Below are 22,390 nucleotides of genomic sequence, written 5' to 3' on the forward strand. Positions count from 1 at the left end.
GAACGGTAGTGAGCAGATGTAAAACAACCGATATTTACCATGGAAAATGGCCCTTTGCTTTCTTGTTGATTATGAAATCAACATAAAAAAAGCAACTATGCTATTTGATGGTAAGGAATAGTAAGGATTGATTTTAATAGGGATTATTGTTTTGCAGATATCAATATTTTATTCGCCCAAAACTTGAAATAAACAAACCCAAAAACCATATGAAGCGATTAGTTGCAGTTTTACTACCTGCTATTTTGCTGAGCTCACATTTGATATGCTTTGCGCAGAACTCCGGAAAAAGCAATCAAGAAATTGTAATTGGAGAGCGCTTTAGCCTTTTTTCCAAAGCTTTAAACGAAGACCGGGAGGTATTTATATCACTACCCTCCAATTACAATAGAAATCAACACAAGTACCCTGTCATTTTCGTTTTGGACGCTGAATATTTATTCGAAATCACAAACGGTATAGTAAAAATCAAAGTTTCTAGAAATGAAATGCCAGAAAGCATTGTGGTGGGAATTCCAAATAGTCCAGGAAAACGGTATGATATGGCCATGCCATTAAGTTATCCCGATGGCCGTACTTTTTTTGGAGATGCCGATGGCAAAAAAATCAAAGATTACCTCAAGTTTGTCGGGGAGGAACTGAATAATTATCTGGAAAATAATTATAAGGTAAACCCACACCGAACCATAATCGGCATGTCACCTACCTTTGGGCCGGTATTGGAAGCATTTTGGAACCAGCCCGATTTGTTCGACGGCTATATTGTTTTAGCGGCAGAGTTGGCCGTAAAAACCACCTCTGGCAAGACCATACAGGAAAGAGTACTGCACGCTATTCAGGAGCCGGAGAGGTCCAAGTGTGCCGTTTACATTGGAAAAGCAAGTGACGATTTAAAAAGAAGACCCAAGGAAGAGGCCCTGGCCTATGTTGAATTGAATCAGCGACTTGAGAGAACCGCAAACCCAAAGATTAACTACAGGATAGAAATCCTAAAAAATGAAAATCACTATGGAATGGCTACCTTGGGTATTAAGCACGGCTTGGAAAACATTTATCCATTCTCCACCTGGACCATACCTTACCGCGATTTTTGGGAAGCGAGAAACCCTGCTAAGGAAATAAGGCAATTTTATGATAAGCTTTCCGCACAGTATGGGTTTGAAATCCTACCCCTCGAGGATTCCTTCTACGCGGCCCAAACTTTATCGGGGACGGCGAGAAGGCTAAAGCGCCAAGGAAAAAACAAAGAAGCACAGGAAGTTCTTCAACTAGCACTTAAATATTATCCCAACTCTCCCTATTTGAAAAGGATGTATTCGGATACCACATCGTCCGAATAGAATCCGGCTTTTTTCGAAGAACGGATTACGTGAACCAACTACCTCGACATAAATTATTCACACATTTGGAATTGCATTAGACACCTTTCTTAACCCAAGTCAATGCATTGCACTGCTACTTGAATTTACTTTTGCCCCTCAAATCAATCAAATAGCAGTATCATGTACCTTTTGCATATTATAAGGTTTCTCCATTTTAATACCAGGGGCCTTAAAGGTTTTATTAAACTTGCCTTCTGGCTCTTCCTTTTGTTCGGACTCTATAACTGTTCCACCAACAAGGCCATACGTATGCGAGAAAAAAGTCTTAACGAATGGGATTCCTCTGAAAGGGAAAAAAGTAAAAAGTCAGTCCATGGAGGTGGAAACATTCCTTATGGGGTAGCCGACGGAACGGTTGAAAAAGGGCTATCAAATCTCGAGGCCATGGCTGAAGAACTGAGTTAAGTTCAATTTTAAAAATCTGTAACCCTGCATTAATAGCCCTTTAATTACAAATTCATTGGGTTTTTTACCACTCCGCTGTTAGCCTATCTTAGGGTTTCGTTACTCATCCGATTTGGTTTGGGCAACACCAGCTTTATGCGTGCAATTGTATACATTAGGTCGAATTTCTGACCGTAACCATCGAATTTTGTAAAACAATGAGCCTAAGTATTGTTGACTTTATTGTTTTTCTTGGTATAGCGCAAGGTATTTTTTTGGCCATAACCCTACCCTTGGCCCATAAAAACAACAAATCTGCAAACCAGGTACTTTCGTTACTTCTGGTACTGGCTTGTGCTATGCTTGTCGCAAGAATTCTATTTGTAAGGATTCAAGGATTATGGTTTTTAAAATGGGCCAATGTTCCCGATATAATCATTTTCCTTTTTGGGCCCTTGGGACATCTCTATTTTAGAAGACTTTTCATTAAGCCAACTCAAAAATTTAGTCTGGGTTACATTCATTTGCTGCCAGCGGCCATTTTTTGTCTGTTTCTGGTATACGTGTTTGTGTTGGGCACTGAAGGATATAATTCCAAATACTTTTCCGGAGATTTATTCTACCCCTTTATGTTGATTGAGGGAATCGCCATTCTCCTTAATTTCTATTATTATCTTAAAATTCTTAAGCTGTTGATAGATTATCAGAAAATGGAAAAACAACAACTATCATTTAACCAAGGAGCTGTAGAGTTCACAAAAGTGCTGATGATCTTGAGCATAATTTTGATTTTGGTATGGGGTGGTAGCTATTTGGGCCGATATATACTGGGCTACTCCCTACCCTTTTTTAATTATAGCACCATATGGATAGGGTTGCCATTGGTGATTTATGTAATTGGTTTTTACGCCCTGAAGCAACCTGAAATTTTTAGGGTTCAATTTCAAGACAAGGAAAAATCAGAAAACAAAAATCGACTCAACCCCGCTGAGATTGAATCCTTAAAAAGACAATTGGATTTATTGATTGAACAGGAACAGGTCTTTTTGAACAATAAACTTACCCTTAATGAACTATCCGCGAAGCTTAAGACTTCCTCAAATAACCTATCGTGGTTATTGAACAATATATACAAAACCAGCTTCTATGATTTTGTCAATCAGTTTCGAATTGCTGCCTTTCTGAACAAGCTGGAGAATAAGGAACACTTGACCAAGACCTTGTTTACCCTCTGCCTAGAAGTCGGTTTCAATTCCAAATCCACCTTCAATAAAGCCTTTAAGGACCTGGTGAAGGAAACCCCAAGCAACTATATCAAAAAATTAAAAAGCAAATAGTTCAACTGTACACATACGGTCGATTTTGATGGTTTTGATGCCTACCATTGAAGAAACTTTAAAAATTGATCGATGAAAACAACAAACTATGTATTGAGTAAATCCTCTACAATCCATTGCCTTCTGATTGCGTTGGCCGTTTCAGTTTCGTCTTGTTTTAGAGGCGAAGTTCCAAATCAAGAAAATGCGGAAGTAGAGACCCTCATCTCCAATTTTCCTGCCAACGATGCCCTTTCGGTAGGCCGAAACGGAAGTGTTTATGCCAGTAATTTTGGCCAATTTGGGGCAAGTGGTGGCACGGGCACCACCATATTGAAGGTCAATCCACGTAAGATGGACTTTGTTCCCATCGCAGAAAACTTGACTGGTCCTCTCGGTAACGCTGTGGATAAAAGCGGGAACGTCTATGTAAACAATGCAAACAATTTTGTGAGTGCCGACATTCTCAAAATTGCAAAAAACGGTACGCAAACCGTATTGGCGACCATAGAAGGTTTCCCATCAGGTATGACTTTGGATACAAAAAACAACTTGTACATTTCTAACTTTAGCACTCCCACTGTGCACAAGGTAACACCTGAAGGAGAGGTCACTCTAATTGCCAATGATGTAAGGCTTGCCGGTGGTGTCGGTATCGATTTTGATGGTCGCGGCAATCTCCTGGTTGGAAATTATGCAACAGGACAGATTTTATCCGTCAGTTTGGACGGTCAGGTTGAGCTTATTGCTTCTATTCCCGTTGTGATAGAAAATTTTGTTCTGGGCTATATCACCTATCACAAAGGGTTTATTTATGGAACAGCAATTGGTGAAAATCTTATATATAAGGTAAGCCTTAAAGGAGAGGTTGAAGTTTTTGCTGGAACAGGTGTGGCTTCCACTACTGATGGTCTTTTACTGGAAGCTACCTTCAATGCCCCGAATGGCATAGCGGCCGATCCCATTAGAAACATTCTGTATATCTCAGAATTTGGAGGTTCAGGAAGTTTAAGGGCCATTAAATTATTTTAGGGGTATTGCAAATTTGATCAAGTGGTTCGTGTGTTGCCCATCAGGTTGAATTTAATTTTAATAAAACCAGTAGACCGAAAGTCTACTGGTTTTAAACTTAAGAGACACTATGTTCCCAAAGGAATTCAATGCAAACATTTTTAAGCAGGCAACTCGGCAAGTCTCAAATAAGGCTTTACCGTTTCAAACCCTGCGGGAAACAGTTCAGCTGCCTCCTTATCGGATACCGAGGGCACGATTACAGCCCTGTCCCCTTTTTCCCAGTTTGCAGGTGTGGCCAATTTTTGATAAGCCGTAAGCTGTAAGGAATCAATGACCCTCAAAAGCTCATCAAAATTTCTACCGGTTGACGCAGGGTATGTCAGCATTAGCTTCACCTCTTTATTGGGAGCGATGATAAAAACCGATCGCACGGTCATCGTAGAATCGGCATTCGGATGAATCATACCGTATAGTTCTGAAACACTGCGGTCATCATCAGCAATCAATGGAAAGTCAACATATGCATGCTGCGTTTCGTTGATGTCCTCTATCCAACGCTGATGCGATTCCAAAGGATCAACACTAATGGCGGCCACTTTCACATTTCTGTTTTCAAACTCTTCCCCATAATTGGCCATCATGCCAAGTTCTGTTGTACAAACCGGCGTGAAATCGGCCGGGTGGGAAACCAACATTCCCCAGCTTTCACCCAGCCACTCATGAAAATCGATTTTTCCTTTCGAAGAGTCTGCAATAAAGTTCGGGGCTTTATCCCCCAATTGAATAACATTCATTAGTTATATGATTAGAATATATGGGATTTTCTTGCCAACAAGTCTGTTACCTGTTAAGCTATCCCATGTTGTACAAATTTTTGGACGTAATTGTCCATTAATCGTTTAAGCTTTTGTTCCCAGATGCATCTGTAGAAGTATGTACCTCACTATCAATGCCCAGGTCATAACATCCCTCATCATCACTTGAGCAAGAAATGAATGCTGCAGAAACAAAAGCTAACACTAAAAAAATTTTGACTGTTTTCATGGTTTATCTATTTATGTTAGTCAAAATTATCAAGGTAACATCAGGAATTTTTAACGGAAAAACACCAAAATCAAAAATGGCCGAAAACAGGTAGGAAGCGATTTTTGTGGTTAAATCAATCCTCTGTGAATGGCATATTTTACCAGGCCGGCAGAATTTTTAAGTCCCAGCTTAAGGAGGATATTTTTGCGATGCGACTCTACCGTATGGGTACTTAAGAAAAGTTTCTCGGCTATTTCTGAAGTGGTATGCTGATCTGCGATAAGCTGTATAATCTCTTTTTCCCTTTGTGATATCCCAGCCGACTTTTTGGAGGCTTTCAGACCATCCATAACCATTTTCATCGTCTCGGGAGTATGAAAAGACCCCGAAGAATGCAGGGTCAATATGGCTTCAACCAAAACTTTTTTACCAGAGTCTTTGGGCAAATATCCATTGGCACCTGCGGAAAAAATGTTCTTTAAAAATTGGGGCGATTTATGCATGGTCAAAACCAAGACCCTTGGAGGTATCTGCAGTTTACGAATCTCACGCAATGTGTCAAAACCATCCATTCCTGGCATCTCAATATCCAATAAAAGGACATCGACGGTCTCATGGCTCAGGATATCCAGAACTTCATTGCCATTGTTAGCTTCTGCCACTACCTTCATGTTGGCTTGTTCATTCAAAAGCGAAGCCAACCCTTGTCTCAACATTACATGATCATCGGCCAAAACTAATCGTATCATGCTATATGGGAATTTGTATGTTCATGGTAGTGCCTTTTCCAACAACGGAATCTATGTTTACCGTACCTTTAAGGTGATCCACCCGGGATTTGATATTGGTGAGGCCCATTCCGGGCTTACTGTTTACTTTTATACCAATTCCATCATCTTCCACCATAAGATTCATGTAGTTCTTATGTTTGTTCAGGTAGATGTTCAGTTGACTGGCCTTGGCATGCTTTAAAACGTTTTGTATGATTTCCTGAAAAATCCTGAAGAGATATATTTCCTTGGTAGAATCAATTCTATTTTCCATTTCATGTGCGAACAACTGCACGCTTAACTCCGAATCTTCAAGGTGGTCCAAAGTCGTCTGTATGGCAGATACCAATCCAAATTTCACCAACTCGCCAGGCATGAGGTTATGTGAAATTTGACGCACTTGTTCTGATGTTTTTGTGAGTATTTTTATAGTAGTATCAACTTCCTCGGCATCTTTATATTCCCCATCCTGTAAATTGAGCAGTTTGTTTTTGGCAAGGGCCAAGGAACCTCCAACACTGTCATGAAGGTCTTGAGAGATCCGCTTTCTTTCGGCAAATTGGGTATCTGCAATCGCTCCGATTAAATCTTTCTGTTTTTGGTTCTTGTTGTGTTGTCTAAATAGCACAAAAGCCAGGGCAAAAACGAGTATGATACCCGCAATCCCAATGCTTAGTTTGCGAATTTTTGAATCCTGCTTGGCCAAATTTATATCGGCCTTTAATTTCTCTTCAGAAAGCGCCAAGATGTCCTTTTCCTTTTTCTCGGATTGATATTTGATCTCCAACTCGCTTATGTCCTTTAAGTGCGACTCATTTACAATACTGTCTTTCCAGTTCCCATATAACTTATGGTATGCCAATGCCTGAGGGAAATCTCCTATGAGTTCATGTACATTAGCAAGCCCCAAATAGTTATTTCGCAAGGCGTCCTTCAAATCCAAACGCTTGGCAATTTCAAGACTCTTCGTGTAACTGCTCTTTGCGTCGAGATACCTTTCTTGCTTAGAGTGCAAATTTCCAAGATTGTGCAAGGCACTGCTCATGGAGGTCAAATCATTGTTGACCTTTGATTTTTCCAAACTCCTTTGGTAATACTCCAAAGCCAGACGGTAATCCCCTTGTTCTTCATATAAGGATCCAAGATTGTCATAATTGCGGGCAATCCCACGTTGGTCTCGCAGTTCTTCACATATCACATTGGATTCTAGGTAAGCATTGATCGCATCTTTAAAGCGGCCGAGATTTTTGTAGATAATGCCCAAATTTCCCAATGTATATGAAGTGCCTCTTTTTAAATCATACTTATAGCAAAGGGCTAGGGACTTGGCCATATACGCCTCAGCATTTAACCAATCTTCCAATTTAATATAGGAAATCCCAATATTGTTCAAAACCCGGGCCCTTCCCTCTCCAAGCTTATGAAGGCTACTTACTTTTTCCGCTTTCAGATGCCACGAAATTGCTTTGGCATATTCACTGCGATAGTAGTGCGCTAGCCCGCCCATGGTATACACACCAACAATCTGTTTAGGAGTGAGACTTTGCTTTCTACTTAGAGCGCTATTAGTGTAATGAAATACGCTGTCATAGCGATGATATGTCAAATGGTTTTCGATTTGCGCCAGATCTAAAGAACCCGCGAGGGAATCGTTCTGGGTACCTTTGGAAAATAGGAGCGCTTTTTTAAGGTGTTGCAGAGAAGAATCTGGTTGTTTTCTGTTTAGTGCTTTAAAAAGGGATAAATGTAAGGCTGCTTTCGAATCGGTATCCTCCGTATGGACCAAAGCATTCCTTAAGCTATCAATTTGAAGGTTTTGTGAATTTGAAACCCAAGGTAATAGCAGTAGCAGATAAAAAATGAAAACCAGTTCTTTGCGCATTGAAAAAAGGACTACCCCGTATTGCTCGCAACTTCAAAACTAGTGGATATCAGCCTTCAATTTTAGAGAAATGTATGTATCCCAAAGTTCCTTATATAAACGGTCAGATACCGATTATAAATTGAAAAACCCAAGGTGTCGACATTCTGTTCCATTTCACTTGAGTTAGTTTGGTTTTATTACTATTTTCGAGCCTTCTCGTTAAAATGGAAAAGTCTTAAATAGCACCTCCCCTATGCAACTACAGAACAACATTCGCACTTCTTCAGGTTGGGATATCATAGAAAACTCTTTTGATGAAGCTCAGTTAGTGACCACTGGCAGTAATTTCATGATTGGTAATGGTTATCTCGGCTATCGTGGAACTTTTGAGGAGTGGGGAGCCAAGGAATATGTTGCCTGTGTGGTTACAGATACATGGGACCAAGCGGAAGGAAGTCGATGGAGCGAATTGTGCAATGTTCCCAACGGGCTTTTTACCGAGCTGCGTATAAATAAGGAGAAGCTTTCAATTTTTGAAGGTGAAACCACAGAATACTTAAGGTCTCTAGACTTAAAACATGGTATAAATCAAAGAAAAGTGACCTGGACTTCCCCAAAAGGAAGTCAGGTTCAGATACAAGTTGAAAAATTTGCAAGTCATGACAACCATCACTTATTGGTGATGCGCTACGCATTTAAAGCTCTAAGCGCTGGTATGTTTCAAATCACAACCGGAATTGATGGAGAGGTATGGAGTATCAATGGGGAGCATTTTAAATCTTTCGATACAACGGAGAAAGACCATCTCATCGCAGTTCAGCAGCACACCTATGAGATGAATACCGAGATTTGCGTGGTGGAAGGCATTTACATTTCCGGTCGCCAACCCGAGGGGAGCACATTGAATAAAGAAGGGAAGCGTTTCTTCAGGGAATTTCAGTTTGACCTGCAAAAGGATGAGGAAATCGTGTTGGAAAAGGTGGTCTCCATAATCCATTCCAATGAAGTGGAAGACCCTTTAGGTCTGGCAAGGGATGAAGTGAAACAAGCACTGCAACTTGGCTACGACGAACTCAAGCTTGCACATAAAAAACATTGGGAAGCTTTTTGGGAAAAATCTGATATTGAAATTCAGGGGAACTTGGAAGCCCAGGTGTTGACCCGGTTCAATATCTATCAAGCGTATATTGCAACCCCTACACACGATAATCTTCCCATTGGAGCAAGAGGTCTCTCATGCCAGGTATACCAAGGGGCAGCTTTTTGGGATCAGGAAACTTTTAATCTCCCCATGTATGTGTACACCCATCCCGATATCGCCCAAAAGTTGGTGGCCTATCGACACGATACTTTGCAAGGAGCCAAAAGAAAAGCGAAAAATCTTGGCTATTATGGGGCTTTCTATGCTTGGACCAGTGGGAAAACAGGAGATGAACTGTTTCCGGATTTCTTCTTTACCGATGTATTGACCGGAAGACCTATTCGAAACCACTTTAACTGTTGGCAAATACATGTCTCTCCAGATGTGGTGTATGGCATTTGGCTGTATTATGAGGCTACTTTGGATTGGGATTTTATGGTGAACCAAGGTGCTGAGATTATTTTTGAAGTAGCGCAGTTCTTGGTTTCAAGGGTTCATTTTAAAAAGGACAAAAACCGATATGAAATAATCCGATTGTTGGGACCTGATGAGTACCACGAGAATGTGGACAACAATGCCTACACCAACTATCTCTCACGCTATTCCCTTCAAAAAGCTTGCGAGGTTTATCAAAAATTGAACAAGGAAAACCCCAAAGTACTGGCAGCCCTATCTGAAAAAATTGAACTGCCGGAAACCGCTTATGACAGTTGGAAAGAAATCGCTGACTTGCTCTATATTCCAGAAACCCATCCAGAAACCCATCTTATTGAACAGTTTGATGGTTATTTCAAATTAGAGGACATCGAACCCGATGCACTCCGAATGCGACTCATTGATCCCGGTGAATACTGGGGATGGCCTAATGGCATAGCAGTTAACACCCAAGTACTCAAACAAGCAGATGTGGTTCAACTCATGGCCATGTTGGAAGGTTTTTCCCAAGAAGAGCTCACCGCCAATTACGAATACTACGAACCACGAACCGAACACGGCTCATCTTTGAGCCCCAGTGTACATGCTTTGGTGGCTTGCAAAGCAAACCATGAAGAAGAAGCCTACCGCTACTTTATGGAGTCGGCTACCATCGATTTGTACAATGCCAGTAAAAAGGTTTTAAGCGGAGGTTCCTTTTTAGGAGGAATCCACACTGCTGCGGCCGGTGGGGTTTGGCTTATCATTGTTAAAGGCTTTGCTGGATTTGCTGTGGTTGATGATGGTGTGCGATTTAATCCGAAGCTCCCAAAGGAATGGGAAGGCCTTTCATTTCGATTGGATATCAAACAGTGTGAGCTACTTGTCAATTTAGACAAAGATGCCCTCACCCTTCGTAGAACAGATGGTGGAGAGCACGGCCTAAAAGTATATTTTAAGGAAAACGCAGAACTTTTGAAACCGAAAGCTTCTCTTGTTTTTAAACTCTAAGAAAGAGATAGCTTTAATGTTTAAATGCTACCATAGTTTTGAAGTAAAATAGAATCGGTTTCTTCCCTGGATTTGAATACCTCAAAGGTTCGGCCCTGTGTTCGTTGAGCTCCAAGGGCATTAGCGTATTTTGCCGCCCTTATATAATTGGTTTCGTCCTCCAACAAGCCAAAACCGAGCCCTCCAGCAAAAGAATCCCCGCAACCTGTGGTGTCGACCACGTGGTCCACTTTCACAGATTTCACCATTTCTTCATGGACTTGACCATCCTTTTTGTAATAGACCACTCCCCCACTGGAATCCAAGGTGACCACCAGAGATTTGACACCATGATTCAAGACATGTTTTCCCAAATGAGGAAGGTGGGCTCTCCCTTCTCCATCAAAATGGGTCAAATGTTCAATGTCATATTCTTTTTCAAACCAGCTGCAATTCGATTCCTCCAAATTCATTTTCAGTACATCTATATATGGAAGCCACATATCGCGATCAATCCAAAACCTGATTTTTCGATCTCCAAAAATGGTCAGCGTATTGGTAGGCCCATGGGCATCAAAAATAATAATGCCCTTACTGTTCTCCTTTATGTATTTGATTGTCTCCAGGGGAACTTCAAAGTCGGTAATGGGAACACAAACAAAAACATCGCAATGCAACAGTTCTTTAACATCTTCAGGAAGAATGGGATTCATAAAGCCAGTTTGCTTTTCCTGCCTATTGTTTTGATCTATAAACTTTAATTGGATAACATCACCTTGGTCCAAATCAGAAGTGATATATGATGTGTTGATGTTCCCGTAAGAGGAAAGAAGCTCACTTATTGGCTGGGCATCCCTCTTTCGCACATGGGAGACCACATGTACGGTTCCTTGATCTCCCAACAAACGCGATAAACCAATGGCCGTGTGTGTGGCACAACCGTATTTTTCAATTACCTCTCCATGATGGGTAGTAATATGATCTCGGGGTATGGGCCCAAGCACCGCTACATTATAGTTTGACATTTATTGGAATTTGATAAAAAAATACGAAAATAAACTAGCTGTATAAAATAATGAAACCTAAAATACATGCTTAGCTTGATTCCATAAAAAACTGTTTTTCAAACACTGGTTTGAGCCGAAATGTTTTCTGACCTGGAAATCAACAATTTGAATCCAGATTGATTTGTCTTTTTAAAAAATTTATTCGATGAAATGCATTTTTTAATCGACAAAAGTGAAAACCTATGAAAAATTCATAAGTAAACAGCCCAAAACTTTCTTCAAATTTGTGATGTATTAACCCCCAAATCTAATACCATGAAAAAGTTTATCTCTTTTAACCTACTTATTTTCAGCCTTCTTCTTCATGTAATTGACGCCAATGCGCAAAACACAGAAGACCTGGCACAAAACTTAGAAACTGAAACCAAAATTATTGGTGAGTACTCCACCCTTGAGGGCTATGTACCTTCTATCTCAGTAACTAAAAATGGCCAAATCGCTTATTTTAGCAAAGCCATAGACCAAAAGCCTTTGTACGGGGTATTTTCCAAAAAAGAATTGGTTCATAAAATTTATCGAGCTGAGAACATTAACGGTGAATGGAAAAATATTACTGAACTGGATGTTTGTCCAAAATATGCCTCAGCCAAACACCCTACCATTTCTGCTGATGGAAAGCGTTTGTTCTTTGCTTCCAATATGCGTGGTACTTATGGTAAATACGACATCTATGTAGCAGATATAAAATCTGACGGTAGCTTGGGAATTTCTAAAAATCTCGGACCTAAGGTCAATACAAAAAAGGACGAGCTTTACCCAAGCATCCACAATGGTACCTTGCTATTTTTCGCTTCCGAAGGTCGTGAAGGGTACGGCGGACTTGACCTATATGCCACCCAAGTAACCCACAACAAATTGACTGCATCCGTAAATCTCGGAAGTCATATCAATAGCAGTAGGGATGAATATGCCATTCAATTGAGTCCTACTAAGGGATTAGGCTATGTCGTCTCAAACAGGGGAAGAAACCATACTATTTCCCAGCATATCATAGCTTATGGCCGCGCTTCTGAAAAGAACCAAGTGGTTGCCAAAAACGATGCTGACCTACAGGATGTGCTTAGCGATCCTTCGCAAACCGAATACACCAGTACAGTTTATGTAGACAAATAGTCCAGTACTAGATTTGGAAGTTGGTTTAATACAAGTTAAATCGGTCCACTACCTGAGGGTTAATTTGATGTTGTTTAATTGCCGAAATATTTAATCATGCTTAACCCATGATAATTTAGACAGAGGGGAACTGCAAGTTTATCATACGAAACGGGTTGTATTATTTCAATCTGACCGATTTTTACCGAGAACAGGATGTTACTTCAAACATCCTGTTCTTTTTTTTATTTAAATACTTGAATATTAGGTTATTATAGATATTAATGTCTTTATTTAAGTCTATAATTTTCAGCCAATACCTTTATTTTGGGGCTGCATTTGAACGAAAACAACTACAAGTTTTCTCTTTTTGGAATAAAAATTCCTAATTTAAATCTTGAAATAATGCAAACCCAAATCGTATTACCATGAAAAAAAACTGCAACTCTCGAAAGAAAAGTTTTCCCAACGAGAAATCGAACTACTTTTTTTAGTGTTTTAATACACTAACCTCGACTTTACATTTTTTGTTTTACCTAGGGTAAAGAGAACGTGTCCATACCTGTTATGAAGACATGATTGTCTTGCATTGGCCTACTATACTGTTCGTCAAGGTGTATTTCAATCATTATAACTCTTCACAGATGGGTGTCGAGCACTCCACTTATGCCCAAAATTGAGCATAGGAAGACCTTTTTTAATCAGATAACCCCCAAATCTATCTTATCATGAAAAAAATCCCCTTAAAAATCGCCATCATCGATAATGATGAAAATTTAAAGTCGGTATATCAAATTTATTTTGAACATACCGAAGAATATGAATTATGCGGAATATATCCTTCCGTAACCACTCTTTTATCCGAATTCGGAAGGTTAAGTCCGGATGTGATTATCTCCGAGGTTTCCTTGTCTGGTGTAAAAGGAGTTGACGGCATTGAACATTTCAAAAAGAAAAATTCTGCTGTACAGATATTGATGATGAGCAACCGTGCCCGATTTGAAATGATAAAGGAAGCCTTTAAGAAAGGAGCCTGTGGTTACCTTACCAAGCCCCTATCCAGAGATCGGCTTTTCAATGCCTTGGAGGAATTGGAAGTGCATGGCATTACCATGGAACATGAGGTGGCCAAAAAAATCATCAGCTCGTTCCAGACCAGAAGTTTTGATTCTTTTTCAAGAAAGGAAAATGAAATCATTGAACTGCTGACCCAAGGATTCACATACAAGATGATTGCCGATAGGCTTTGTGTAACGACCAGTGCGGTGAATTTTCATATTCAAAACATCTATGTTAAGCTCAATGTAAATTCTAAATCAGAAGCCTTGCAAAAAATTCGGGAACTTGAAACAAGACGTTTGAATGCTGCATAGTCAATCCTGTGATTACCAAACACTTTAAAAACGAAAAAAGCCCGACCATGGTCGGGCTTTTTCTTATACTTGAAATATAATTATTTCACTTCTTCGAAGTCCACATCTTCTACATTGTCACCATCTTTGGACTCCGTACCTGTGGTATCTTCTCCATTTGGTGAAGGTCCACCAGCTTGTTGGCCCTCCGCCTGCGCTTTGTACATTTCCTCAGAAGCAACTTTCCAAGCTTCGTTGATTTTTTCCAAAGCAGGTTCAATCAAAGCCAAATCTTTGGTTTCGTATGCTTTCTTCAACTCTTCCAAAGCATCTTCGATAGGCTTTTTCTTATCATCAGAAAGTTTATCTCCGAATTCCTTCAATTGTTTCTCTGTCTGGAAAATCATTCCATCCGCTTCGTTCAATTTATCAGCGGTTTCTTTCGCTTTCTTATCGGCTTCAGCGTTGGCTTCCGCCTCAGCTTTCATTTTTTGGATTTCCTCCTCGGTCAATCCAGAAGAAGCCTCAATACGAATGTCCTGGGTTTTATTTGTGGCTTTATCGGTTGCCGAAACCTTGATAATACCATTCGCATCGATATCAAAGGTCACTTCAATTTGAGGTGTTCCTCTTGGCGCAGGCGGAATACCATCTAAATGGAACCTACCAATAGTTTTGTTATCCGCAGCCATAGGTCTTTCCCCTTGCAGCACATGGATTTCAACTGAAGGCTGATTATCTGCTGCAGTAGAGAACACTTGAGATTTCTTTGTTGGGATTGTGGTATTTGCCTCAATTAATTTGGTGAACACACTTCCCATGGTTTCAATTCCCAAAGAAAGAGGGGTAACATCCAAAAGAAGTACATCTTTCACATCTCCTGTCAAAACACCACCTTGAATGGCTGCTCCAACGGCAACTACCTCATCAGGATTCACTCCTTTGGAAGGTTTCTTACCGAAGAATTTTTCGACAGCTTCTTGTACTGCGGGAATTCGGGTAGATCCACCTACCAATATAATTTCGTCGATATCGCTTTTTGAAAGTCCGGCTGCCTTCAATGCAGTTTCACATGGTGCAATGGTACGCTTCACCAAGTCATCAATCAATTGCTCAAACTTGGCTTTTGAAAGGGTGCGAACCAAGTGTTTGGGTCCTGAAGCAGTGGCCGTTACATAAGGCAAGTTGATTTCGGTTTGTGCAGAGGACGACAATTCAATTTTGGCCTTTTCAGCTGCCTCACGCAAACGCTGTAAAGCCATGGCATCATCCCTTAGATCAAGACCTTCATCCGACTTGAACTCTTCGGCCAACCAATCGATGATCTTTTGGTCCACATCATCACCACCTAAGTGCGTGTCCCCATCTGTTGCCAATACTTCAAAAACGCCATCACCCAATTCCAAAATGGATACATCGTGGGTACCTCCACCAAAATCAAAAACTACAATTTTTCGGTCTGTATCCTTTTTGTCCAAGCCGTAAGCCAATGAGGCAGCAGTTGGTTCGTTGATGATACGTTCAACGGTAAGACCTGCAATCTCACCTGCTTCCTTAGTAGCCTGACGCTGCGAATCATTAAAGTATGCGGGTACAGTAATTACGGCTCGTGTAACATCTTGACCCAAATAATCTTCAGCTGTTTTCTTCATTTTTTGAAGAATCATTGCCGAAAGTTCTTGTGGAGTGTACAAACGTCCATCCACATCAACCCTAGGGGTGTCATTGTCACCTTTTACCACGTTATAAGGAACTCGGTCTGCTTCCTTTTTGGATTCGGAGAACTTGTTCCCCATAAATCGCTTAATGGAATATATAGTTTTATTTGGATTGGTCACCGCCTGTCTTTTTGCTGGGTCACCAACTTTTATTTCACCGCCTTCAACAAAGGCGATTACAGAAGGGGTTGTTCTTTTTCCTTCCGCGTTGGGGATTACCACTGGCTCGTTACCTTCCATTACCGAGACACAGGAGTTGGTCGTACCCAAATCAATTCCTATTATTTTACTCATTGTATATAAGTTATATCAGTTGATAATTCTTTTCTAATTCGCTTAACAATTGTCAATGACTATGCCATCCAATAGAATATGACAAGCTGTCATATTTTGATGCATACAATGTGATGAACTATTGAGGTTGTCGCCCTATCTTTGGAGCAGTACAAACGCTGGTAAATGGAATGTATTAGTGTATTTGACATGCTCAAAATTGGTGTGGGGCCTTCGAGTTCACATACCCTGGGCCCTTGGCGAGCTGCGGAAAGATGGATTTCTGAACTTAGGGACATGGGCCACTTTCAATCTAGCAAAAAAGTTAAGGTTACCTTATATGGTTCACTATCCCTGACAGGAAAAGGGCATGCCACCGATATCGCTGTGGTTATGGGGCTTTTGGGACAAGACCCTGAGACGGTGTCCACAGAGACCATTCCAACAGTAATTGAAGAAATCAAATCCAGTGGCCAATTATGTTTTGCGGGTGAACGAACCATTCCATTTGATTTTCAGAGAGACATTGTTTTCAAAAGGGAATTTCTCCCCTTTCATGCCAACGGTCTTCGTTTTGAGGCGCTATTGTCAAACAATACTACCGTTGTAGAAACCTATTATTCCATTGGAGGAGGTTTTGTGGTTAAGGAAACCCTAGAGCATTCTAAAGAAAACAAGGAAACTTTTAAAACCTTTCCTTGTCCCATTAAAACTGGTGATGAACTTCTGGCCTATTGCCACTCCCACCAATGTTCGGTTTCTGATGTTGTTTTGCTAAATGAAAGGTCTTTGCGCACGGATAAGGACATCGATTATGAATTGCAGCGGATTTGGGACACCATGTTGGACTGCATGTATTTGGGATGCCACACCCAAGGCAAACTGCCTGGCGGACTCAATGTAAGACGGAGGGCCTATGAAATGCACCAGAACCTCAAAGGAGATTTACCCTATTCCAATCCGAAAGAATGGTTGGAGACGATACGTAAAACCGAAGTCAAATTTCGTCAAATATTAAAATGGGTGAGCTGCTTTGCACTTAGTGTAAATGAAGTAAATGCTTCCTTGGGGCGAGTGGTAACCGCTCCTACCAATGGTAGCGCTGGGGTTATTCCAGCGGTTTTGATGTATTATTTGGTCATTGAAAACCATGAGGCCGATTTTCAACATATCAAAAAATTCTTGTTGGTAGCTAGCGAGATTGGTAGCATTTTCAAAAAGGGAGCAACAATATCTGCCGCTATGGGTGGATGCCAAGCAGAAATTGGTGTTTCTTCGGCGATGGCGGCTGGTGCTCTTTGTGAGCTATTGGGAGGTAACCCAGATCAGGTGTTGGTAGCTTCGGAAATTGCCATGGAACACCATTTGGGTCTTACCTGCGATCCCATTGGTGGGCTTGTTCAGGTTCCTTGCATCGAACGTAATTCGATGGGTGCGATAAAAGCCATAAATGCCGCGGAACTGGCTATGGATACCGACCCAAAGGAAGTAAAGGTTCCATTGGACAAGGTTATCCAGACCATGTGGGAAACGGCCAAGGACATGAACAGTAAATACAAAGAAACCTCTGAAGGAGGTTTAGCCGTTGGTGTTAACTTGAGTGATTGCTAAAAAGTATCAGCCTTTTATGGACAAAAAGAACAATCACAAACAATCACAACCCAATAATCCGTTGCATGGCGTAAAGTTGATTGATATTTTGGAATTATTGGTTGAGCATTATGGCTGGGAAGAAATGGCAAGGAGAATCAATATCAATTGTTTTAAAAACGACCCTTCAATCAAATCAAGTCTTAAGTTTTTAAGAAGAACACCATGGGCTAGGGATAAAGTGGAAAGGCTCTATATTAACCTAATGACAGGAGGGGGTTAAAAGATTTTCCCTAAAACACAGCAAAACAAGCATCGTACACAATATTCTCAGCGAGGTTATGCAGATTTTATTACCTTAGTGATTGATTAGCAGTAAATTATCGAATAATTAACTTCATCAAAACTTTTAGATAAATACCCCCTTAAGGTGCAATGCCTTTTTATGCAGAACAGCTCTCCCCCACTGGTTCGCTAATCAAAACGTAAAAAAGAAAACCTAACGACAGAACATTATGAAAACAAAATTAAGCTTGGCCATATTGGTTTTGGTAGTATTGACCTCCGTTCATTTCTTAACAAAAAACACTTCCAATACTACGCTTAAGAATCAACAAAAAGCATCCTTTAGCTTTATCAAGTGCACACCAACCACCTATTTGTTGGAAGTGGTGGATTCTACACAACAAATTGCGCCTCTTTTTGAAAATTTAGGGGATTTGACCTACAGCATCACAACTGAAAATGAAAGAGCGCAAATATTCTTTGATCAAGGTTTACGGCTCACGTATGCCTTTAACCATGCAGAGGCCCATAGATCATTCATGGAAGCCTCTCGTTTAGATCCTACTTCGGCAATGACATTTTGGGGCCAAGCTTATGCCTTGGGTCCCAATATAAATGACCCATTGCCCCCAGAGGAGCGGAAAATAAAAACCAATGAAGCACTGGCCAAGGCCCTAAGTCTAGCTTCCACTGCAAGCCCGAAAGAACAAGCCCTTATCAACGCCCTAACGGCCAGGTACAGCGAAGACCTCACCAAGGATGTTGCAGAGCTTAATATGGCCTATATGAATGCAATGGCAAAAGTACTGGACGAATATCCGGATGATGCTGAAGTACAGGTATTATTTGCTGCCTCGGTGATGAACACAGTTCCTTGGAATTATTGGGATGAAGGCGGAAATCCCTCCCCCAATATTCCAGAAGCTAAGGCCGCTCTTGAAAAAGCAATGGAAATCAATCCAAATAATCCTGGGGCACATCACTATTACATTCATATGGTGGAGCTGCCAAAACCAGATTTAGGCGTTGCAAGTGCCGATAAGTTGGGAACGCTTATGCCGGCGGCAGGACATTTAGTGCACATGCCCTCTCATATTTATATTCGAGTGGGACGTTATTTGGATGCCGTTGAAGCGAATCAAAGTGCAATTTTAGCCGATGAGGATTACATTTCCCAATGTTACTCACAAGGCTTATATCCTTTGGGATACTATCCTCATAATATCCATTTTCTTTGGTCTGCAGCCAGTCTGCTGGGCAATAGTGATGTCGCTATTGATGCTGCAAAGAAGACTGCGGAAAAAGTTCCTGTAGGGGAATTTATAACCATGCCATTTTTACAAGATTTTGCTTCTACACCCATGTTGGCCTACACCCGATTTGGAAAATGGAACGAAATTTTGACCATTCCCGCACCCAACAAGGATATTAAACACCTTAACTTGATTCGCCATTATGCCAGAGGGCTTGCGTTTATCAGAAAAGGAAATGCCAAGGAGGCCAAAGAAGAATTGGACGCAATCAAAGTTTTGAAAAATGACCCTGAACTTGAAGATCTGGTGGCCACCGCGCACAACCCTTCGATTAATTCAGCGAACATAGCGTATGAAGTTGTGGCAGGGGAATTGGCCGCATTGAATGGTGATTCTGCCAAAGCCATTGAACATCTCAAGAATGCCGTGGTATTTGAAGATGCCCTTACCTATACCGAACCTGCTGCATGGCATATTCCGACAAGACAGAACTTAGGGGCCATTTTAATGACCGCAAAAAAATACGAAGAAGCAGAACAAGTGTATCGGGAAGATTTGGAGATACTTCGACAAAATGGATGGTCCTTAATGGGACTGCACAACAGTTTGAAGGCCCAAGGTAAGTTAGATGAAGCAAAAGCCATTAAAGCGGAATTTGATAAAGCTTGGCAACATTCTGATTTGACTATTTCAACCTCCGTATTGTAAAAGGGCAAAAATGTCATTTAAAAAATATAAGCAAACCAAAAGGCTCGTGGTTTTTGGAACTATTGGCGTTTTGTTTGCTTTTTATATTGTTTTCCGGGGCGGCTCAGAATTACCTGTTATAGGCCCAAAAGATTTTAATCCAGAATTGGTAGATAATAGCCTACAACATTCAGAAAAGCCACATACCGTAGCCGATTTTACTTTGATAAATCAAAATGGAAGAATCATCACCCAATCAGATTATAAAAATAAAATCTATGTTGCTGATTTCTTTTTTACCCGTTGCCCAAGTATCTGTCCTATTATGTCAAATAACATGGGGAAATTACAGGAGATTTTCTTGAACAACGATGATATCATGTTGTTATCCATGTCCGTTACCCCCGAAATGGACAATGTTTCAATTTTAAGGGAATATGCCAATAGACATGGGGTCGTTGATACCAAATGGAACATTACCACGGGAGATAAAAAACACATCTACAATTTAGCCCGCAAAAGTTACTTTGCCGCAGTGGATGAAGGAGATGGTGGCTTACAGGACTTTATTCATACGCCTAACTTTGTTTTGGTCGACCGAAAAAAACAAATACGGGGAGTTTACAATGGTACGGACGACGACGACGTGCTCCGTTTAATTGATGATATTAAAATACTTGCTCAATAAATCGTAACTAAAATGGAAACCTAAGCTGTTTACTCTTCAAGACAGCCTGCTTTGCCTCTGGTATCAATCAAATAAATGATTTTCCAAGTACCATCAAAATTGATGAGTTGAAAAGAATTAATGCCACAATGTGAGAAATTCCCATTAAGCCAAAATTCATACCCTACCCATGCATTGGCCATGGTTCGATCTACCTGAATAGAAAAAGAAGTTAACTTCTCTTCAAAACCAATACTGTCCGGAATACTGACAATGGATTCGAGAAATTTCGAGAATTCACTGGTACGGTACATGGTTTTTCCCTCCTTGTTTCTCCCAGTCGTCTGAAGCACTATGGAATTGTCAACAACATTTTTAATGATGGTCGAGTCCTGCTTGTGGAATCCGTCAAAAAAAGTCCGGATGGTTTCCTCAACAGCTTGTTTTTCCATGCCATCGGCATTGGGTCCCTGGGCATAAATTGAGATTGTAAATAGAGATAAGATAAAGAAGGTGAATGTTTTCATGGGTAATAGCTTAAATTCAAACCAAATTAAACAAATCTGCTTACATTTAGCCGTCAAAAACGATAATCGATGTCAGTCGCCAAGAAAGAATACAAAAGGGTTACGGTAAAATCACTTGTGGAAATGAAGCAAAATGGGGAGAAAATCTCCATGCTTACCTCCTATGACTACTCCATGGCCAAAATTGTGGATGCTGCAAATGTAGATGTCATACTGGTTGGTGATTCGGCCAGTAACGTTATCGCCGGACACGAAACTACCCTGCCTATCACACTTGATCAAATGATCTATCATGCAAGCTCTGTGGTGAGAGCGGCCAAAAGGGCCTTGGTGGTCGTTGACATTCCCTTTGGAAGTTACCAAAGTGACTCTAAGGAAGCCCTGCGCTCGGCTATTCGAATTATGAAAGAAAGTGGTGCTCATGCTGTAAAGGTCGAAGGTGGAATGGAAATAAAGGATTCGGTAAAACGGATTCTCCAAGCAGGAATTCCTGTAATGGGGCATTTGGGGTTAACGCCACAATCCATTTATAAGTTCGGCACTTATACGGTTCGGGCCAAGGAAGAAAGGGAAGCTGCCAAATTAAAGGAGGATGCCAAAAAATTGGAAGAACTCGGCTGTTTTGGTATTGTTTTGGAAAAAATTCCTGCTAAACTTGCCCAAGAAGTAGCTGAAAGCGTCTCCATCCCAATTATTGGAATAGGCGCTGGTGGTGGAGTTGACGGCCAAGTTTTGGTGGTCCACGATCTTTTGGGAATGACCCATGAATTCAACCCACGATTCCTTCGAAGATATATGAATCTCTATGAGGAAATGAGCAATGCGATTTCAAAATATGTCGATGATGTCAAGAGCAGGGATTTTCCAAGTACTGAAGAGCAGTATTAATCTGGTCTTCAAGAAATATGGTCTTTTCGGCATACTTTTTCTCTTTTTTACCCTAAAAGGCTTTTCAGGTCAGAGCTATTCGATTCCAGTATCAAACAAACATAATACGGACACTCTAAAAGTTCTTTTTGTGGGCAACAGTCTTACATTTTACAATGACCTGCCCAGTTTGGTCCGAAAGCAAGCGTTGTCCCAAGGAATCCAACTACAGACCGAAATGCTTGCTTTTCCCAATTATGCCCTTATGGACCATTGGGTGGATGGCAAAGTACAGCAACTGATATCGGAAAATAACTATGCTTATGTGGTCATACAACAAGGCCCATCTTCGCAAGACTATGGAAGGGAAATACTATTTGAATACGGACAGAAGTTTAAGCAACTCTGTTCTAAATATGGCACAGAACTGGCCTATTTCATGGTTTGGCCTTCAAAACGCTACTACAATACCTTTGCGGCAGTAATTGCCAACCATAGAGATGCTTCCAAGGTAAATAATGCTATTTTATGTCCTGTAGGTGAACTATGGAAAAATCATTTTGATGCTACAGGAGATTTCTCGTACTATACCAATGATGGATTTCACCCCTCTATGTTGGGTAGTGAGATGGCAGCAAAAGTTATTTGTGAGGCGCTATTTCCCAGTCCTAAGGATTGAGAAATCAATACCTTTAAAGTTAAAAGCTTAAA

Annotated in this window: 20 protein-coding genes; 13 read left to right on the forward strand and 7 right to left on the reverse strand. The window is 40.8% G+C overall.

The genetic code is table 11. The features are described from left to right. Positions 1–209: 209 nt before the first annotated feature. From EW142_RS04205 to EW142_RS04220, 4 genes are all read left to right on the forward strand, one after another. Positions 210–1,340 carry an alpha/beta hydrolase gene (locus EW142_RS04205; protein ID WP_130610086.1) on the forward strand — a complete coding sequence of 377 codons (1,131 nt, stop codon included), beginning with the start codon at positions 210–212 and terminating at the stop codon, positions 1,338–1,340. A 291-nt stretch (positions 1,341–1,631) separates the two neighbouring features. Next, positions 1,632–1,787 carry a hypothetical protein gene (locus tag EW142_RS16790; protein ID WP_205783220.1) on the forward strand — a complete coding sequence of 52 codons (156 nt, stop codon included), beginning with the start codon at positions 1,632–1,634 and terminating at the stop codon, positions 1,785–1,787. Between the two features lie 197 nt (positions 1,788–1,984). Then, on the forward strand, positions 1,985–3,103 hold the full coding sequence (locus tag EW142_RS04215) for a helix-turn-helix domain-containing protein (protein WP_130610092.1): 1,119 nt from the start codon (positions 1,985–1,987) through the stop codon (positions 3,101–3,103). A gap of 72 nt (positions 3,104–3,175) precedes the next feature. Beyond that, complete coding sequence (locus EW142_RS04220) at positions 3,176–4,114, forward strand: NHL repeat-containing protein (protein WP_130610095.1); 939 nt, start codon at positions 3,176–3,178, stop codon at positions 4,112–4,114. Between the two features lie 140 nt (positions 4,115–4,254). Here the strand turns inward: EW142_RS04220 and EW142_RS04225 are convergent, their stop codons facing one another. From EW142_RS04225 to EW142_RS04235, 4 genes are all read right to left on the reverse strand, one after another. Next, entirely contained in the window at positions 4,255–4,890 is a 636-nt protein-coding gene (locus EW142_RS04225; RefSeq protein WP_130610098.1) for a peroxiredoxin, read from the reverse strand. A gap of 97 nt (positions 4,891–4,987) precedes the next feature. Further along, entirely contained in the window at positions 4,988–5,140 is a 153-nt protein-coding gene (locus EW142_RS16670) for a hypothetical protein (RefSeq protein WP_165395221.1), read from the reverse strand. 110 nt (positions 5,141–5,250) lie between these two features. Then, positions 5,251–5,871: a response regulator transcription factor gene (locus tag EW142_RS04230; RefSeq protein ID WP_130610101.1), complete on the reverse strand. Its 621-nt coding sequence runs from the start codon at positions 5,869–5,871 to the stop codon at positions 5,251–5,253. A 1-nt stretch (position 5,872) separates the two neighbouring features. After that, the gene (locus tag EW142_RS04235; protein ID WP_130610104.1) at positions 5,873–7,774 is read right to left on the reverse strand and encodes a tetratricopeptide repeat-containing sensor histidine kinase; all 1,902 of its coding nucleotides are present in this window, start codon (positions 7,772–7,774) and stop codon (positions 5,873–5,875) included. Positions 7,775–8,009: 235 nt separating this feature from the next. On the opposite strand from EW142_RS04235, the gene EW142_RS04240 reads away from it, so the two are divergent. After that, positions 8,010–10,322: a glycoside hydrolase family 65 protein gene (locus tag EW142_RS04240; RefSeq protein WP_130610107.1), complete on the forward strand. Its 2,313-nt coding sequence runs from the start codon at positions 8,010–8,012 to the stop codon at positions 10,320–10,322. A gap of 20 nt (positions 10,323–10,342) precedes the next feature. Here EW142_RS04240 and EW142_RS04245 read toward each other — a convergent pair whose 3' ends face one another. Next, complete coding sequence (locus tag EW142_RS04245; RefSeq protein WP_130610110.1) at positions 10,343–11,326, reverse strand: carbohydrate kinase family protein; 984 nt, start codon at positions 11,324–11,326, stop codon at positions 10,343–10,345. Positions 11,327–11,623: 297 nt separating this feature from the next. Here EW142_RS04245 and EW142_RS04250 point away from each other — a divergent pair, with 297 nt between their 5' ends. Then, positions 11,624–12,481: a TolB family protein gene (locus tag EW142_RS04250; RefSeq protein WP_130610113.1), complete on the forward strand. Its 858-nt coding sequence runs from the start codon at positions 11,624–11,626 to the stop codon at positions 12,479–12,481. 707 nt (positions 12,482–13,188) lie between these two features. Continuing rightward, positions 13,189–13,833 carry a response regulator transcription factor gene (locus EW142_RS04255; protein ID WP_130610116.1) on the forward strand — a complete coding sequence of 215 codons (645 nt, stop codon included), beginning with the start codon at positions 13,189–13,191 and terminating at the stop codon, positions 13,831–13,833. A gap of 80 nt (positions 13,834–13,913) precedes the next feature. On the opposite strand, the gene dnaK is transcribed toward EW142_RS04255, so the two are convergent. Further along, a complete protein-coding gene (gene dnaK, locus EW142_RS04260) occupies positions 13,914–15,824 on the reverse strand; it encodes a molecular chaperone DnaK (protein ID WP_130610118.1) in 1,911 nt (636 codons plus the stop codon). Between the two features lie 165 nt (positions 15,825–15,989). Between dnaK and EW142_RS04265 the strand changes: the two genes are divergently transcribed. From EW142_RS04265 to EW142_RS04280, 4 genes are all read left to right on the forward strand, one after another. Beyond that, positions 15,990–17,414: an L-serine ammonia-lyase gene (locus EW142_RS04265; protein WP_130610121.1), complete on the forward strand. Its 1,425-nt coding sequence runs from the start codon at positions 15,990–15,992 to the stop codon at positions 17,412–17,414. A 16-nt stretch (positions 17,415–17,430) separates the two neighbouring features. Then, a complete protein-coding gene (locus EW142_RS04270; protein ID WP_130610124.1) occupies positions 17,431–17,676 on the forward strand; it encodes a VF530 family protein in 246 nt (81 codons plus the stop codon). Positions 17,677–17,908: 232 nt separating this feature from the next. Further along, the gene (locus tag EW142_RS04275) at positions 17,909–19,639 is read left to right on the forward strand and encodes a hypothetical protein (RefSeq protein ID WP_130610127.1); all 1,731 of its coding nucleotides are present in this window, start codon (positions 17,909–17,911) and stop codon (positions 19,637–19,639) included. A gap of 10 nt (positions 19,640–19,649) precedes the next feature. Further along, positions 19,650–20,306: an SCO family protein gene (locus EW142_RS04280; protein ID WP_130610130.1), complete on the forward strand. Its 657-nt coding sequence runs from the start codon at positions 19,650–19,652 to the stop codon at positions 20,304–20,306. 29 nt (positions 20,307–20,335) lie between these two features. Here EW142_RS04280 and EW142_RS04285 read toward each other — a convergent pair whose 3' ends face one another. Next, positions 20,336–20,812, reverse strand: coding sequence for a nuclear transport factor 2 family protein (locus EW142_RS04285; protein ID WP_130610132.1), 477 nt, complete (start codon positions 20,810–20,812; stop codon positions 20,336–20,338). 69 nt (positions 20,813–20,881) lie between these two features. On the opposite strand from EW142_RS04285, the gene panB reads away from it, so the two are divergent. Next, a complete protein-coding gene (gene panB / locus EW142_RS04290; RefSeq protein WP_130610135.1) occupies positions 20,882–21,700 on the forward strand; it encodes a 3-methyl-2-oxobutanoate hydroxymethyltransferase in 819 nt (272 codons plus the stop codon). Further along, positions 21,654–22,358, forward strand: coding sequence for an SGNH/GDSL hydrolase family protein (locus tag EW142_RS04295; protein ID WP_130610138.1), 705 nt, complete (start codon positions 21,654–21,656; stop codon positions 22,356–22,358). Before panB ends, EW142_RS04295 begins: the two co-directional genes overlap by 47 nt. Positions 22,359–22,390 lie beyond the last annotated feature (32 nt).

The sequence above is a fragment of the Flagellimonas allohymeniacidonis genome, assembly GCF_004296335.1.
In the GTDB taxonomy this organism is placed as follows: Bacteria; Bacteroidota; Bacteroidia; order Flavobacteriales; family Flavobacteriaceae; genus Flagellimonas; species Flagellimonas allohymeniacidonis.